At 66.3% G+C, this 14,993-nt stretch carries 16 protein-coding genes; 11 read left to right on the top strand and 5 right to left on the bottom strand.

The genetic code is table 11. The features are described 5' to 3' along the window. Nucleotides 1–82 precede the first annotated feature (82 nt). The gene (locus tag L2D00_06230) at nucleotides 83–337 is read right to left on the bottom strand and encodes a hypothetical protein (GenBank protein ID WBQ14278.1); all 255 of its coding nucleotides are present in this window, start codon (nucleotides 335–337) and stop codon (nucleotides 83–85) included. Nucleotides 338–554: 217 nt separating this feature from the next. Between L2D00_06230 and L2D00_06225 the strand changes: the two genes are divergently transcribed. Together L2D00_06225 and L2D00_06220 are read left to right on the top strand one after the other, a co-directional pair. Then, nucleotides 555–1,772 carry a DUF418 domain-containing protein gene (locus tag L2D00_06225; protein ID WBQ14277.1) on the top strand — a complete coding sequence of 406 codons (1,218 nt, stop codon included), beginning with the start codon at nucleotides 555–557 and terminating at the stop codon, nucleotides 1,770–1,772. Continuing rightward, entirely contained in the window at nucleotides 1,769–2,164 is a 396-nt protein-coding gene (locus tag L2D00_06220; protein ID WBQ14276.1) for a gamma-glutamylcyclotransferase, read from the top strand. Before L2D00_06225 ends, L2D00_06220 begins: the two co-directional genes overlap by 4 nt. Nucleotides 2,165–2,173: 9 nt before the next feature. Here L2D00_06220 and maiA read toward each other — a convergent pair whose 3' ends face one another. Further along, the gene (gene maiA / locus L2D00_06215) at nucleotides 2,174–2,818 is read right to left on the bottom strand and encodes a maleylacetoacetate isomerase (GenBank protein WBQ14275.1); all 645 of its coding nucleotides are present in this window, start codon (nucleotides 2,816–2,818) and stop codon (nucleotides 2,174–2,176) included. Between the two features lie 136 nt (nucleotides 2,819–2,954). Here maiA and hppD point away from each other — a divergent pair, with 136 nt between their 5' ends. The 3 genes from hppD to L2D00_06200 all read left to right on the top strand — a co-directional run bounded on the left by hppD (nucleotide 2,955) and on the right by L2D00_06200 (nucleotide 5,376). After that, a complete protein-coding gene (gene hppD / locus L2D00_06210; GenBank protein WBQ14274.1) occupies nucleotides 2,955–4,025 on the top strand; it encodes a 4-hydroxyphenylpyruvate dioxygenase in 1,071 nt (356 codons plus the stop codon). A gap of 46 nt (nucleotides 4,026–4,071) precedes the next feature. Beyond that, on the top strand, nucleotides 4,072–4,524 hold the full coding sequence (locus L2D00_06205; protein WBQ14273.1) for a MarR family winged helix-turn-helix transcriptional regulator: 453 nt from the start codon (nucleotides 4,072–4,074) through the stop codon (nucleotides 4,522–4,524). A gap of 186 nt (nucleotides 4,525–4,710) precedes the next feature. After that, nucleotides 4,711–5,376: an alternative oxidase gene (locus L2D00_06200; GenBank protein WBQ14272.1), complete on the top strand. Its 666-nt coding sequence runs from the start codon at nucleotides 4,711–4,713 to the stop codon at nucleotides 5,374–5,376. Nucleotides 5,377–5,622: 246 nt separating this feature from the next. Here the strand turns inward: L2D00_06200 and L2D00_06195 are convergent, their stop codons facing one another. Together L2D00_06195 and L2D00_06190 are read right to left on the bottom strand one after the other, a co-directional pair. Continuing rightward, the gene (locus tag L2D00_06195) at nucleotides 5,623–5,982 is read right to left on the bottom strand and encodes a hypothetical protein (GenBank protein ID WBQ14271.1); all 360 of its coding nucleotides are present in this window, start codon (nucleotides 5,980–5,982) and stop codon (nucleotides 5,623–5,625) included. Nucleotides 5,983–6,134: 152 nt separating this feature from the next. After that, nucleotides 6,135–7,214 (bottom strand): hypothetical protein, encoded by a 1,080-nt coding sequence (locus L2D00_06190; protein WBQ14270.1) that lies wholly within the window; start codon nucleotides 7,212–7,214, stop codon nucleotides 6,135–6,137. Between the two features lie 171 nt (nucleotides 7,215–7,385). Between L2D00_06190 and L2D00_06185 the strand changes: the two genes are divergently transcribed. The 3 genes from L2D00_06185 to L2D00_06175 all read left to right on the top strand — a co-directional run bounded on the left by L2D00_06185 (nucleotide 7,386) and on the right by L2D00_06175 (nucleotide 11,530). Further along, nucleotides 7,386–9,134 (top strand): HAMP domain-containing histidine kinase, encoded by a 1,749-nt coding sequence (locus L2D00_06185; GenBank protein ID WBQ14269.1) that lies wholly within the window; start codon nucleotides 7,386–7,388, stop codon nucleotides 9,132–9,134. 315 nt (nucleotides 9,135–9,449) lie between these two features. Beyond that, the gene (locus L2D00_06180; GenBank protein WBQ14268.1) at nucleotides 9,450–10,454 is read left to right on the top strand and encodes an NADP-dependent oxidoreductase; all 1,005 of its coding nucleotides are present in this window, start codon (nucleotides 9,450–9,452) and stop codon (nucleotides 10,452–10,454) included. After that, nucleotides 10,451–11,530: an alpha/beta fold hydrolase gene (locus tag L2D00_06175; GenBank protein ID WBQ14267.1), complete on the top strand. Its 1,080-nt coding sequence runs from the start codon at nucleotides 10,451–10,453 to the stop codon at nucleotides 11,528–11,530. Before L2D00_06180 ends, L2D00_06175 begins: the two co-directional genes overlap by 4 nt. 4 nt (nucleotides 11,531–11,534) lie before the next feature. On the opposite strand, the gene L2D00_06170 is transcribed toward L2D00_06175, so the two are convergent. Then, complete coding sequence (locus L2D00_06170; GenBank protein WBQ14266.1) at nucleotides 11,535–12,635, bottom strand: DUF2891 domain-containing protein; 1,101 nt, start codon at nucleotides 12,633–12,635, stop codon at nucleotides 11,535–11,537. Nucleotides 12,636–12,818: 183 nt separating this feature from the next. Here L2D00_06170 and L2D00_06165 point away from each other — a divergent pair, with 183 nt between their 5' ends. From L2D00_06165 to L2D00_06155, 3 genes are all read left to right on the top strand, one after another. Continuing rightward, nucleotides 12,819–14,414, top strand: coding sequence for a phosphoenolpyruvate carboxykinase (locus L2D00_06165; GenBank protein ID WBQ14265.1), 1,596 nt, complete (start codon nucleotides 12,819–12,821; stop codon nucleotides 14,412–14,414). A gap of 112 nt (nucleotides 14,415–14,526) precedes the next feature. Continuing rightward, on the top strand, nucleotides 14,527–14,760 hold the full coding sequence (locus L2D00_06160; GenBank protein ID WBQ14264.1) for a DUF4169 family protein: 234 nt from the start codon (nucleotides 14,527–14,529) through the stop codon (nucleotides 14,758–14,760). Beyond that, complete coding sequence (locus tag L2D00_06155; protein ID WBQ14263.1) at nucleotides 14,760–14,987, top strand: ribbon-helix-helix domain-containing protein; 228 nt, start codon at nucleotides 14,760–14,762, stop codon at nucleotides 14,985–14,987. The genes L2D00_06160 and L2D00_06155 overlap by 1 nt, the downstream gene beginning before the upstream one ends. The last annotated feature ends 6 nt before the right edge of the window (nucleotides 14,988–14,993 follow it).

Here is a 14,993-nt window from a genome sequence, read left to right as displayed (position 1 = left end):
GGATGCGCGCCCACACGCGCGCTCCTCATCCCTGTACGGTCAGATTGAGCGCCCGTCTGTTTTAGGCCTTGAGCGCGGGGAGTTAAAGCACCGGAAGCGTCAGGGCTGTGCGCGGCGGCTCGCAATCGCGCGAGATGCCGCTCCACGTGGCCCCGGATACGGTATCGGTATCGCTCAGCTCGACCAGCGGCCGGGCGGCTTCAGGCTGCACGCTGACATGAGCGGCGGGCTCGAAACGAATCGGCGGGCAGTCCTGAAGGTCACGCTCATAGCCAATGCCGATCGCGGCCAGCAGGGCCGCAACCAGCATGTGGAGAACTTCGATGAGGAATGACATGAACCGCCAGCCTTTCGTGGTGTCCCTTATGCGCTCAAGGCCGCACGCGTGACAAGCTCAAAGCCTCGCAGGCGGGCGTGAATTCTTCGTAAGGAACCAGGGTGCAGCCCAGTAAATTCTTGCAGTCGCCCGGCAAAATCGCCAGCGTGCGGCCCAACACTGATGCGTTCTCGCCGCGCCAGCGGCAGGCGCGACGGTCGGGCAAGGGGAGAGCATCATGACCGCAAATGCGGTGCCGGTGGCGGCAAAGGACCGGTTTGAAAGCCTGGATGTTCTGCGCGGCATCGCCGTGCTGGGCATTTTGATGGTGAATGTGCAGGCGTTCGCCATGGTCTGGCCGGCCTATCAGAATCCAACCGCCCATATGGATTTCACCGGCATCAACCAGACGGCCTGGTTCGTCCAGCACGTCTTCTTCGAGATGAAGTTCATCACGCTGTTTTCCGCCCTGTTCGGTGCCGGGATCATCCTGATGGCCGGGGACGGGCCGGACAGCTCCGCCAAAGTGCATTACCGGCGCATGCTATGGCTGCTCGCTTTCGGCATGGTGCACGCCTACGCGCTTTGGTTTGGCGACATTCTGGTTACCTACGCGCTTGCGGGCATGATCGTGGTGCTGTTCCGGCGCATGCGTATCGGCAAGCTGGTGTTCTGGGGGCTGTTCTGGACCGCCTTGACCGGGCTGATCATGGTCGGCGCCATGTCGGCCTTCATCCTCCTGCCTGAGGGGATGAGTGCTGAAGACGTCAATATGGCTCTGCCGCCTGACCAGTTGGCCGCCCAGGTCGCCGCCTACCAGGCCGGATGGCTGGAAAGCCGCGGCTATAACGCGGTCATCGCGGTGGCCGGTCAGCTGTCCACGATCCTCTATGCCGGACGGATCATCGGCGTGATGTTCCTGGGCATGGCGCTGTTCAAGTCCGGTTTCCTGCTCGCACGCTGGTCGGTTGCCCAGTATCTGATCAGCGCACTGGTGGGTCTGGCCGTCGGCGTGCCGCTGGTCTGGTTTGGGGCTGATCACGCGCTGGCCAACAACTTTGCTCTTGATGAAATGTGGCTCCACACGGCCACCAACTATATCGGCTCACTGCTCATGGCGTTCGGCTATGCAGCGGTGGTGATGCTGGTCTGCAAGGCACCGGTACTGTCTCTGCTGCGCGCGCCATTCCGCGCGGCGGGACGCATGGCCTTCACCAACTACCTCACCCAGTCCATTGTCATGGTGTTTATCTTTGTGGGTACGCCGGGCCTGGGCCTGTTCGGCACCATGGAGCGGATTGATCAGGTCCAGCTGGTCATCGTCATCTGGGTGGTGCAGCTGATTGTCTCGATGCTGTGGCTGCAGGTGTTCCGCTACGGACCGTTCGAGTGGCTGTGGCGGGCGCTGACCTATGGCAAGCTGCATCCGATCCTGAAGGAGCGCGCCACAGGATGAGCGGGCCGGTTCGTGACGGGGATCTGATCGCGGTCTATGGCTTGCTGCGCGCCGGTCAGACCGGGTTCGCCCAGTTTGGCCTGGCGGGGGCGTTCGAGGCCCGCGGCCCCTGCCTGATCCCTGGCCTGCTCTATGATCTGGGGGATTATCCCGGCCTGGTCGGCGGGCCGGGCCAGGTGCGCGGCGAGCTGTTCGCCGTGCGCAATGCGCTGGTGATGCCGCGTCTCGATGCGTTCGAGGACTACTGGCCCGGTGACAAGTCGCGCACCCGTTATGAGCGCCGCCGGCTCACTCTGACCGAGCCGGCGGGGGAGCAGGCCTGGGTCTATGTCTGGGTCTGCCCGCTCACCGGCGCGCGGGCGATTGCGGGCGGGGACTGGCTGGCGCGCTAGCCAGCCGGCTCAAACCGCGTCGGGCTGAAGCTCCGGCGCGGCGGCGGCAAGCTCGGGCAGGGCACGGGCGGCGGCGTCTGCGGCCACCAGGCGCGGGAAGGGTGCCAGGTCCACGCCAAATCGCCTTGCGTTGAACATCTGCGGCAACAGATAAATCTCCGCCAGCGACGGCCCGTCGCCGAACAGGAAGCCGTTCGATCCGCCCGTATCCGCTGCCATCTGTTCCAGCGCCATGAAGCCGGTTTCGATCCAGTGGCGCGCCCAGGCGGCCGCCCCGTCCTGATCCGCGCCGTGGTCAGCGCGCAACTTCTTCATCACACGCAGATTCTGGATCGGGTGGATGTCGCATCCGATGGCGGCGGCAAAGGCACGCACCCGCGCCCGCTCAAACCGATCGGCAGGCAGGAGCGGGCGGTCGGGCCAGGTCTCCTCAATCCATTCGATAATCGCCGGACTCTGGGTCAGGATGCGTCCGTCTGCCTCCAGCGCCGGGACGAGGCCTTGCGGATTACGCGCCAGATAGTCTGCCGCCCGCTGGCCGCCATCGACCAGATTCACCGGCTCGGTCTGGTATGTCAGCCCCTTCCAGTTCAGCGCCAGTCGCACACGGTAGGTGGTACCGGAGCGGAAATAGCCGTGGAGAACGAGCTTCATGACGGGCGCTCCTGCGCGTGCGGGGGTGAATTTAGTTGCAAATGATACTATCCTGTCCGAAGAACGATGCACGCGCGGGCGGGCCGATATCAAGCCCCCGCACGGCGTCCCCCACAGTCAATGAAGGAGCCCCGCCATGGCCGATCTGTTCGAGAACCCGCTGGGAACCGATGGTTTCGAGTTCGTCGAGTTCACCAGCCCGCAGCCGGAAAAGCTGGAGGCGCTCTTCACCACGCTGGGCTTCACCGCCGTGGCCAAACACAAGACCCGCGACATCACACGCTGGGCCCAGGGCGACATCAATTTCCTGGTCAATCGCGAAGCGACCGGCCAGGCGGCCGATTTCCGCGCCGCCCACGGCCCCAGCGCCAACGCCATGGCGTTCCGCGTCAAGGATGTGCGCAAGGCCTACGGTGAGGCCATTGAGCGTGGCGCCGAGCCCTATGGCGAAGGCGTATGGGCCGATGACAGCCTGGCACCTGCCCTGCGCGGCATTGGCGGATCGGTGCTGTATCTGGTGGACCGCTATGGCGAGACCACGATCTACGACGAGGCGTTCGAGCCGCTGCCGGGGGCCGGCGACACGAAAGGGGTCAATCTGGAAGTGCTCGACCACCTGACCCACAACGTGCTCAACGGCAATATGGACACCTGGGCGGGCTTTTATGAGCGCGTCTTCAACTTCCGTGAAATCCGCTATTTCGACATCAAGGGCCAGCACACGGGCCTGTTGTCGCGGGCGATGACGGGGGCGTGCGGCAAGCTGCGCATCCCGCTCAACGAAAGCTCTGACGATCAGTCGCAAATCTCCGAATACCTGCGCGAATACAATGGCGAAGGCATTCAGCACATCGCCCTGACCACGCCGGACATCTATGCCACGGTGGAAAAGCTGCGCGCCGCGGGGCTGGAGTTCCAGTCCACGCCCCAGACCTATTATGAGCTGGTGGACGAGCGCGTGCCGGGCCATGGCGAGGACCTGGCGCGGCTCAAAGCCAACAACATCCTGGTCGACGGTGATCCGGAGAAGGGCGACGGCCTGCTCCTGCAGATCTTCACCACCACCAATATCGGCCCGATCTTCTTCGAGATCATCCAGCGCAAGGGTAATGAGGGCTTCGGCGAGGGTAATTTCAAAGCCCTGTTTGAATCCATCGAGCTCGACCAGATCCGGCGCGGCGTGATCAAGACCGCCGCCGCCAGCTGACGCCATGGATGACACGCCGTCCCGGATATCCCGCGAAGGTGCCACCATGCGCCTTCGCGACTACCTGCCCTACCGGCTCTCGGTGGTCTCGAACAAGGCGTCGGGCCTGATCGCCCGCGCCTACCAGGCCCGCTTCGGGCTGACCATCTGGGAGTGGCGGGTGATCGCGGTGCTGGGCGAGGGCGCGCCGCTGACCGCCCAGGCCGTGTGCGAAGCCACCGCCATGGACAAGGTGACGGTCAGCCGCGCCATCCGCGCGCTGGATGCGCGCCGCCTGGTCAAGCGCACGCAGAGCCTTGCCGACAAGCGCGCCAGCGATGTGACGCTGACCCCCGACGGGCAGGCCATCTATCTCGAAATCGCCCCGCTGGCCCTGCACTACGAAGCGGCGCTGATTGAAGGCTTCTCGGACGAAGAACGCGCCCAGCTCGTGGCCCTGCTCGACAAGCTGGAGGCGCGGCTGATCGGGCTGACAGAAACGGCCAGCGTCACCCTCTAAATCGAGGCGATGTGACGCATGGGCTCAATTCATTGCCCAGACGCCGCTTTACACGCCGCCTCCGTGATATCATCGCTGCCGGGATGCGACACTTTCGCAAGATATCTTGCACCTGTCTGGAGCGGGACTTACCTGCCTCAGCAAGAAGCCCCGCAATCCACCTGAAACCTATTGGAGCGACACATCATGACCGCCCGGTCCGAAGACAGCCCGATCACACGGCGCGCCCCGGAAGGCGTGCGCGACCGCATCGCCCTCGTGATGGTGCGAGTCATGCGGGTGTTCGCCGATCTGTTCTTCCGCAAGCGCTATGGCCACCGGGCGGTGGTGCTGGAGACCGTGGCCGCCGTGCCGGGCATGGTGGGCGGGCTGTTGCAGCACCTCAAATGCCTGCGCCATATCTGTGAGGATCAGGGCTGGATACGCGAGCTCCTTGATGAAGCAGAAAACGAGCGCATGCATCTCATGACCTTCATCCACATTGCCCAGCCGAGTGTGCTGGAGCGTGCGTTGATCATGATTGCGCAGGCGATCTTCTATAATGCCTATTTCTTCCTGTATCTGTTTGCGCCGCGCACGGCGCACCGCTTTGTGGCCTATCTCGAAGAGGAGGCCGTGGTGAGCTATACGCAATACCTTGGCGCCATCGATAACGGTCAGATCGAGAATGTGGCTGCGCCGGCGATCGCGCGTGACTACTGGAAAATGCCCGCGGATGCGCGCCTGCGTGATGTGGTCATCCAGGTGCGCGAGGATGAAGCGCGCCACCGCGACACCAACCACGCTTTCGCCGACGCGTTGACCAAGCCTGGCCAGGCCAGTGGCGGCGTGGAGGCCGGGTCCCAGGCATGAGGGGGCGGGTGGGTTCCGCTCATGCCTGACCGCTCCGCTCTGGCTCCGGGCCGGGGCTGGAATGGGACGCCGGGACGGCCCGCGCCATGAGCCACACATGATGTGGCCAACCGCGCCCGTCTTGTGGTCAAGACAGCGTGTTTTGTGTTCACAGAGGGTGTGTTTGTGGCCTGGCCGGCCGTTTACGACATGGCGCGGCGCGCTCAGGCAGACGGCAGCCGGCGTGTGTGGCGACGAAAATCGGCCCTAGCCGTGAGGGTCGCCGGCGGCGCGGGCAAACGCTTCTTCGACGCGGCGTGCATCGGCCCCGGCATCCACGCGTTCGTCAATCGAGGCGCGGGCGCGGGCGGCGGCGGCATCGGTAACCAGGCTGGCATAACCGGCCAGCGACCGGCCGACAGCGCACAGCTCTCCATGCTCGGCGCAGAAGCCGGCTTCCAGCTCCTGCCCTGTCCCGGAGGCGGCCATCGCCGCCTCGCGGGCCGGAGCGGAGAGAATGGCGTGGGCTTCGCGTGCAAATGCGCCGTCTTCAGGCGCGCTGAAACCGGCGGGCGCAAAGGCGGCCACCACAGCGATCCAAAATGCAGCTCTCAACATGAAGATCATGTTTGCCTCTCACACATTGCCCATCCCGAGCAAGAATGAGGCTAGCGCAAACGAGGCCGGACTCGCCAGTCAAACCGGGGTGAAAGGTAAACGGTGTGTTAAGGCTGAACGGGCGTGATGAATCGAGCCTTAACCCCTCGCCCTGACCTGTCTCAGTTCGAGACAGTGATATGGTCGAGATTGCGCCGTTCGCGCTGGGCGGTGGTCAGGCACTGGGCCACGTCATTGAGCGCGTGGGCCGCAATGCAATAGCTGTCTTCATAGCGGAAGCTGCCCGCCGCGATGCATTGCTGCAGCATCAGGCGCGACCACTCGATGCACCGCTCCACCGCGGGATCGCCGAGAAGATCGTCGAGCAGGGTCATGTCACCAGTCTCGATCGATTGCAGGGCGGCGACGGCCAGGAAGCGGCCGACACGCCGCTCATCGGGCGTCATCTGCTGTTCGCCGACCGCGACAGACAGCTCGGGAAGGTCGGGCAAATTGGCGGGGCGCTCGGCGAACATCGACACCGCTGATCCCATGCGCCCGTCGCGCGTCAGGCGCACGGCGCTCTGGGTTCCAGGTTCGGCGGCAGGATCGGGATCGGCGCGGCGGAAGCTTGTCTGCAGGCGCATGTGGGCGGTGTTGAGCGCCTCATTGCGGTCGCGCCGGTCGCGCTCGCGGCGAGAGGCCCAGCTTTCGCGCTGCAGCGAATAGGCAGCCTGGCGGTAGCGCTCACCCACCTGGCGCATGTGGGTCACGTCTTCCTCGATGGCACCCACCACGCTCTCCTGGGCCAGATCGGCCCCCGCAAAACCGGTAACGAAGATCGGGTCGTGCAGCAGCGCAGCCCGCGCGGTCTCGAATCCGTAGTAATCGGATACGGCGCGTACGGCGTCGACAAACTCGGGATGCTGGGCGGCGACCAGGGCCGCGTAGGCGATCTGGGCGTCCACCAGCCGGTCGCCCTGATAATAGGAGGCCAGCGAATCCATCACCACGTCGAGATCCGTGCCCGAGCGCAATTCACGCAGGCCCGCCCGGTTCACATCCATGTGGAAGGAGGCATAGACCTGTGCGGTTTCGGTCAGCGGTCCCAGTTCCGGCCCCTCAGCCAAAACCGGACTGTCTGACGCCGCTGGTGCAGGGGCAGGCTGCCCGGCTTGCGCAGGCGCGCCGGCGGGATCGTCCGCAAAGGCAGCGTGCGTGACAGCGGCGGCAACAGCGGCGGCGATCCAGACGGTCTTCATGGCGGAACCTGCTGTGGGGCTTGGGGCAATGATGCCAGTTTTTATAATGACCGCGTTCAGTTTCAACGCCAAGGGGGAGGCCTGCGGATTAATGCCGATTCAATAATTGTTAACGCCCGCAGCGCAGCGTGCTGGCGTCCCGGTGACCCTATGTGAGTCGGCCCCGCCATCATGTCCACGACCCCGATATCTGCCCCTCGTCCGACCAACTGGCTGGACTGTGTTGCCGGGCCGGTAATGCAGGGTGCGTGGCTGGCCGTGTGCGCGGTTACCGCCCTCAGCCTGGCACCTCTGTCGCCGCAAGGCTGGGCGCTGGTGCTAGCCGCCGGCGCGCCGGGTCTCATCGGCTTGTTCTTCAGCGCTGCCAACGCTGACACCCGCGATGGCGCGCGGCTGGTGCTGGCGCTGGCCTGGTGCCTGCCGGGCCTCGCAGCGTCGGTAATGTTTGCCAGCGCGCTGTCTCCCGCGGCTCTGGTGTTTCTGGCTGGCCCCATGGCGCTGGCGGCCTCTGGTGGCGCGCGTGCGGCGCGCCTCAGTGCCGTGGTATCCGCATGCGCCTTCCTTCTGGCAGCTGGCTTCAGCCTTTTGGGCCCCGACCCGCTTGGCGCAATCCCCGGCGGTGCGCTGGCCGGCCTGGTCGCACTGGCGTGCTTCTTTGTCATCACCGGTTTCGCCGCCCGCGCCCGGCTTTCGGCCCGCCTGGCCGCGGCCAGGCGGGAGCTGGAGGCGATCCGACCCGCCGCCGACGGCTTCACCCACGCGCCGTCTCCCATGCTGGCGCTCGATCCGGATGGGGTGATCACAGCGGCCTCGCGCGCCCTGCGCCGCGTGGCCCCGGGCGTGCCGCGGGACGTGACCGGTTTGGCGGCTGATGGTCTTGGCTTTGACGAAGATCAACAGGCAGCCCTGCGCGCCGGTCTTGTCTCGGCCCGGTCAGGCGGCGGCGCGGATGGCGGGCGCTTCACCTTCACTGTGCGTGGCCCTCGCGGGCGAGAAAGCGCGCTGACGGCGCGCGCGGTGGCAACGCCGGCAGGCTATGTGCTCAGCCTTTCCGAAACCACCGGTGTGGACGCCGAGGCCGAGCGCCGCCTGATGGCCGAGCGTGATGCCGCCATCGCCGCCAGCCGTGCAAAGTCGGAGTTTCTGGCCGCTGTCAGCCACGAGCTGCGCACGCCACTCAACGCCATTATCGGTTTCTCTGACGTGATGAAGCAGCGCCTGTTCGGGCCGCTGCCGGCACGCTACGCCGAATATGGCGATCTGATCCATGAAAGCGGGCGGCATCTGCTGGAGCTGATCGGCGATGTGCTGGACATGTCCCGGATCGAGGCCGACCGTTACGAGCTGTCACTGGAAGAATTCGACGTGCGCGATATCGCCGATATCTGCACAAAGATGATGCGCCTGCGCGCCACGGAACAGGGCGTGACGCTCTATGTCGATGCTGGCGATGCGCCAATCCATGTGAGGGCCGACCGCAAGGCACTGCGCCAGATTCTGCTCAATCTGCTGTCCAACGCTGTGAAGTTCACGCCTGAGGGTGGCGCAGTCGTGCTGATGGCCTGCACGGAAGGCCCTGATCTGGTGATGGCGGTGGGCGATAGTGGCGTCGGTATCAGCCAGGACGAGATTGCGCGCCTGGGCCAGCCCTATGCCCAGAGCCAGTCAGGCCGCGACTCGGTCGAGCGCAGCTCCGGCCTCGGCCTGGTGCTGGTGCGCCAGCTGGCCGAACTGCACGACGGCTCCATGACCATTGAAAGCCAGCCGGGCGAGGGAACCACGGTCACCGTGCGCCTGCCCGTGCTCGCCGCGCCCGTGGGCGAGACCGGCAATGTGGAGCCGCTGGAGGTTCACCAGCGCATCCGTGCCGCCCAGACGGCCGTCGAACACATCGCCCGCACCAGCGACGGCGCGGCCTGAAGGGGAAGGTCCCCTCTTAGAGGAATGGGGAGGAGCGCACCGTCCCCCTCACCCTACCCTTTCCCCCATAAATGGGGGCGATGAGCCTGTAACCGCAGCATTTATGCCTGTGAGCCAGGCGCTTCGGTGTCCTGAATGTCGCTCTGCGTCAAAGCCCCCTCTCCCCTCTCGGAGGGGGGGATAAAGGTGAGGGGTGCGGCACCGCGCCTTGCAGACTTTCAGCCACCTCCCCCCTGACGCAACGCCTTGGCGCGGCGCGCTTGATCCGCGATAAATAGTCCGGACAAATTCAGCCAGCCCGTCAGGACCGCCTCCATGAGCCCCACCATGCAGCAAGCCGTGCTTCGCGCGCCGCTCGACCGTGTTCCGCAGGCGGGAGATTTCGCCCTGGTCAAGACAGCGCGCCCTGAATGTCCCGAGGGCGGGGTGCTGGTGCGGCTGAGCCATGTGTCCATGGACCCGTATGTAGGCGCGCGCCTTCGCGGCCGGCATATGGGCGAGGCGGCGCCGGAACCGATGCGCGATGCGATCCCCGGCCATGGCGTGGGCGTGGTGGAAGAGAGCCGCTGCGCGATTCCTGAAGGCGCGATGGTGCACATGATGGCCGCGGGCTGGCGCGAATACGCCCCCGCGCTGGAAAGCGACGTCAGGGTGATCGCGCCGGGCGCCTTGTCGCCGGCGGTCTTCCTTGCGGCCCTCGGCATGCCGGGCCTGACGGCCTGGGCGGGGATGACGCAGCTCGCCAAAGTGACGCACGGAGATGTGGTGCTGATCGACGCGGCGGCGGGCGCGGTGGGCGGCGCAGCGGGCCAGATCGCCCGGGCGCGCGGGGCGGCCAGGGTGATCGGCATAGCCGGCGGGCCGGCCAAATGCGCGCTGGTGCGCGAGACCTATGGCTTTGACGCCTGCATTGATTACCGCGCCGAAGGCTGGCGCGACGCGCTGGCCGAGGCCGTGTCGGGCGGGATCAGCGTGCATCTGGAGAATGTGTCGAGCGAGATCCTGACCCTGGCCCTGACCCACATGAAGCCCTATGGCCGCGCGGTGCTGTGCGGTCTGGCGGCGCATTACCAGAGCGACGCGCCTGCGCCGGGTATCCCCTTCGGCCTGATCATCGGGAAGCGGGCGAGCCTGCACGGGCTAGTGGTCTATGATTTCTATGACCGCTGGGATGAGTTTCTGGCCGAGTGCCAGCCTTTGGCCGAAGCGGGCCACCTGGTCATCGCCGAGGATATTGCAGACGGCCTCGCCGGGGCGCCAGCCGTGTTCGAGCGCCTGATGGCGGGGCGAAATCGCGGCAAGGCGCTGCTCGCGTTATGAGCAGGCAGGCGCACAGCTGGGGCCTGCGCGGCGCAGTGATCGTGCAGGGGCGGGCGGTGCATTACCGGCGCGCCGGGCCGCCGGGCACGCCGGCGGTGATCCTCCTCCACGGCTCGCCGGAAAGCGCCAGCGCGGTGCATGAAGCGGCGCGCCTGCTGTCGCAGCGCATATGCGTGATCGCGCTCGATACGCCCGGCAACGGCCTGTCCCAGCCGCTGGACCAGGCTGATCCGGACCGGGCCGATTATGCGCGCCATCTGATCGCCTTCATGGACGTGATGGGTGTGGCGCGCGCCGGACTTTACGGGTTTCATACCGGGGCGGGCACGGCGATGGCAGCCGCGCTGTTGGCGCCGGAGCGCATCACGGCGCTGGCGCTTGACGGGCTGGCGGTGTGGACGCCGGACGAGCGGGCCGATCTGCTGGCCCATTACTGTGTGATCTTCCCTCCCGCCGCCGACGGCTCGCACCTCGCGCGAATCTGGGCGCGGCTGGAAGAGCAATTGATCTTTTTTCCCTGGTATCACGCCCGGATGGATGGGCGCATGGCGCTGCCCATCACGCCCATGGAGACGCGCCTGCGCCGTCTTCGGGACTGGCTGACGGCCCATGAGCACTATCCCGCCCCCTACCGCGCTGCGTTCAAGGCGAAAGGCGAGGACGGGCCGGACCGGGTGAGCGCGCCCACGCTCGTCGGGGCGATGGGCCGCGATCCCTTGAGCGCCCATCTCGACCGCTTGCCCGCACTGGCCCCAGGTGTGCGCGTTGAGCGCTGGGGCGATGACCGGGCGGGCGCGCTTGAGGCGATCGTCCGTCATCTAGCTGCCCATCCGGGCGCAGCGGCGTCGCGGCCTGATCCGTCAGACAAGGCGCTGCTCGCCAAGCTCGCGGCACCGCAAGCGCGCCATGACTGGGCACCGGACGATCATGGCGGCTTCCTTTTGAAGCTCTGGCGGGACATGCGGCTGGAGGCGATAGAGACCGCGGGCGATCAGGCCGCACTGGAGGCGGCGCTGGCCCCTCACGCCCTGCACGCGCGCGTCACGGCGGCGATCCAGGCGCGCACGGGGCTTTGAGCGTTTAGGGCGTGTGGGCTTCGCGCGCCTTGCCGCTGACGAGATAGACGGCGAAGCTCGCCAGCCAGTGACTGCCCTCGTAATGCTCTTCTGACACCGCCGCGACGCCGGCCTCAGTATGCACCGCCTCGGCGGCATTGAGGGACGCGATGCGCGGATCGTCTTGGGGCAGGCTGGCGGCGATGCCTTGCAGATTCCAGGCGCGCGACAGATTGACCCCGTCAAGATGCACGAGATGGCCATCGGTCGGGTCCAGCACGATGCCTGGCGCCAGCCAGTCCGCCGAGCCGTCCTCAGGAATGCCCGGCAGATAGGCTGACAGCCAGGCAGGATAGTCCTCAGCCGGGATCACTCGGCGCATCAGATCGGCGGTCATCAGGCAAGGCGACAGGAAATCGGTCCCCGACGGCTCGTAATGCAGCGGGCAGTCGCGGTCTTCGAGATGAAAGGCCAGCGACTTGGCAGTGATCAGGTCAGCGAGGGCCGTCCGCCCGGCCGCGCGCGCCCAATCCAGCGTCAGGGCAAAGCCGAACGCGGTCTGGTTATGGGTGCCCGAGCGCACCGGATAGACCAGATTGGGCAGCCAGATCAGGAAGCGATCCTCGATCACGTCCTCCAGAGGGGCCAGAATCTCAGCCCATTCACGAGCCTGCGGATCGTCCCAGGCGCGCAGCTCGGCCGTGAGCTGGAGAAACCAGGCCAGGCCATAGGGGCGTTCGAACGAGGCGCGGCCCTCGCCCTCGAAATAGGCGAGCTCGCCGGCCAGGTTCCCGGCCGTGAAGCTTTGCGCCAGCGCCGCGCGGGCGTCTGCGGCAAACGGCGCGTCCGGGAACTGACGCGCCAGCCGGGTCAGCAGCCAGTGGCCGTGGACCGCAGAGTGCCAGTCAAAGCAGCCGTAGAAGATGGGGGTGAGGTCGCGCGGCGCCTGCGCGTCGGAGTCCGAAACCATCACATGGGCAATCTTGTTGGGGTATTCGCGGTGGACGCAATCAAGCGCCAGCTGCGCAAACCGGTTCGCTGCGGCTACATCCAGCATATCGCTCTCCTGCGCTGCGCCCGCCGTCAGCGCCAGCGCCCCGGCGGCCATCATTCCTGCCAGCATCATGATCGGCTCTCCTCGTGCCTTGTGCCCGGCCACGCTAGACCAGGCGGGCCGGTGTGCAAATGCCGCGCGGCGGGTGACGCGAGAAGGGGTGATTTTCGCGGCGCGGGGGGCTAGAACCATGGTCAAGGACCGCCTCGCCAGACGGGCGGCCATACACCACACATTCCGATATGGGGGGACACCATGGCTGACGGCCAGATATCGACCCGGGATCTGCGCGATCTCGGCGTGACGGACGCAATCCTGCACTATAACTGGACTGAAGAAGCGCTCTACGAAGAGGCCGTGCGCCGCGGTGAAGGCCGTGTCGCCAGAGGCGGCGCGCTGGTGGTCACGACCGGCCAGCACACCGGCCGCTCGGCGCGTGACAAGTTCACGGTGCGCGATGCGACCACCGAAGACACCGTCTGGTGGGATTTCAATGTCGCGATGGAGCCTGCGCATTTCGACGCGCTCTGGGCAGACGTGCGCGCCCATATGGCCGGGCGCGAACTATTCGTGCAGGAGCTTCACGGCGGGGCCGATCCGGCCCACCGTCTGCCGGTGCGTGTGGTCACCGAGCTCGCCTGGCACGGCCTGTTCATCCGCCACCTCCTGCGCCGGCCGGCACGCGCGGACCTGTCGAGGTTCGAGCCCGGCTTCACCATCATCAACCTGCCGAGCTTCACGGCCGATCCCGCACGCCATGGCGTGCGGTCGGAAACCGTCATCGCGGTCAATTTCGCCCAGCGCCTCGTCGTGATCGCAGGCACCTCCTACGCGGGCGAGACCAAGAAGGCGGTCTTCACCATCCTCAACTACCTGCTGCCCGAAAAGCGCATCATGCCGATGCATTGCTCGGTCAATGTGGGTGAGGCGGGCGATGCGGCCGTGTTCTTCGGCCTGTCGGGAACGGGCAAGACCACCCTGTCGGCCGATCCCAGACGCACCCTCATCGGAGATGACGAGCATGGCTGGTCGCCCGACGGCCTGTTCAATTTCGAGGGCGGTTGCTACGCCAAGATGATCCGCCTGTCGGCCGAGGCCGAGCCGCAAATCCACGCCACCACGCGCATGTGGGGCACGGTGCTGGAAAACGTGGTGATGGACCCGGCCACGCGCGAGCTTGATCTGGACGATGCCTCGCTGGCGGAGAACTCGCGCGGGGCCTACCCGCTGCACTACATCCCCAACGCCTGCGACAGGAATGTCTGCGGCCATCCACGCAATATCGTGATGCTGACCTGTGACGCGTTCGGCGTCATGCCGCCCATCGCAAGGCTGACGCCGTCCATGGCCATGTATCACTTCCTGTCGGGGTACACCGCCAAGGTTGCCGGCACCGAGAAGGGCGTTACCGAGCCCAGCGCCACCTTCTCCACCTGCTTTGGCGCGCCCTTCATGCCGCGTCACCCGGCCGAATACGGTGCGCTCCTGAAAGACCTGATCGCGCAGCACGGCGTCAATTGCTGGCTAGTCAACACAGGCTGGACGGGTGGGCCCTATGGCATGGGCGAACGCATGCCGATCAAGGTGACGCGCGCGCTCCTGAACGCGGCGCTCGACGGCTCGCTGGCGGACGCGCAGATGCGCACGGATCCGGTGTTCGGCTTTGCTGTGCCCACCCAGGTGGAGGGCGTCGATCCCAAGCTCCTCGACCCGCGCCAGACCTGGGCCAACCCGGCCGACTATGACGCCCAGGCGCGCAAGCTCGCCGACATGTTCGTGGCCAATTTCGAGAAGTTCGCCGCCCATGTGGATGAGCACGTGCGCGCCGCAGCGCCGAAAGCGGGGGCGTAAGGGCAGGGACGTTACAAACGAGCATCCGCCGCCGACCCCTTTGGCCAAGCCCCAGCCCCATGGCTAATCTGGGCCCGTTGAAGCGCCGCCTCGTCGCCAGAAGAGCCCCGTCATGACCAAGCCGGTCAATCTGAGTCAGTACAGGAAGGCGAAGACGCGCGCTGACAAGGCGCGGGCGGCGGATGTGAACCGCGTGGTGCACGGGACGCCCAAGGCGGTGCGCGATCTGGCGCAGGCGCGTCAGGCTCAGGCGGCGCGCCGGATTGAGGCGCATCGGCGCACGGGCGAGGGTGAGGCGGACGGGCAGGGTGCCGATCCGCAGCGGACAGACGGAGACGGCGAATAATGCTGCGCAAGCGGTCTGTGACGCTCGCCGGTCACGCTACATCGCTGGCGCTGGAAGAGGATTTCTGGCGGGAACTCGATGCGGCGGCGGCGGCCGAGGGCGCGCCGCTGGCCCGGCTGATTGCTCGGATTGATGCGGCGCGGGCGCAGGATGATCCGGATGCGCCTTTGTCCAGCGCCTGCCGGGTATGGGTGCTGCGGCGGGCGCTGGCGCGGAGTTCGGCTTAAGATTTT

The organism is Hyphomonadaceae bacterium BL14, from assembly GCA_027627705.1.
GTDB lineage: Bacteria > Pseudomonadota > Alphaproteobacteria > Caulobacterales > Maricaulaceae > Oceanicaulis.
This window is presented reverse-complemented; position numbering and strand designations above follow the sequence as displayed.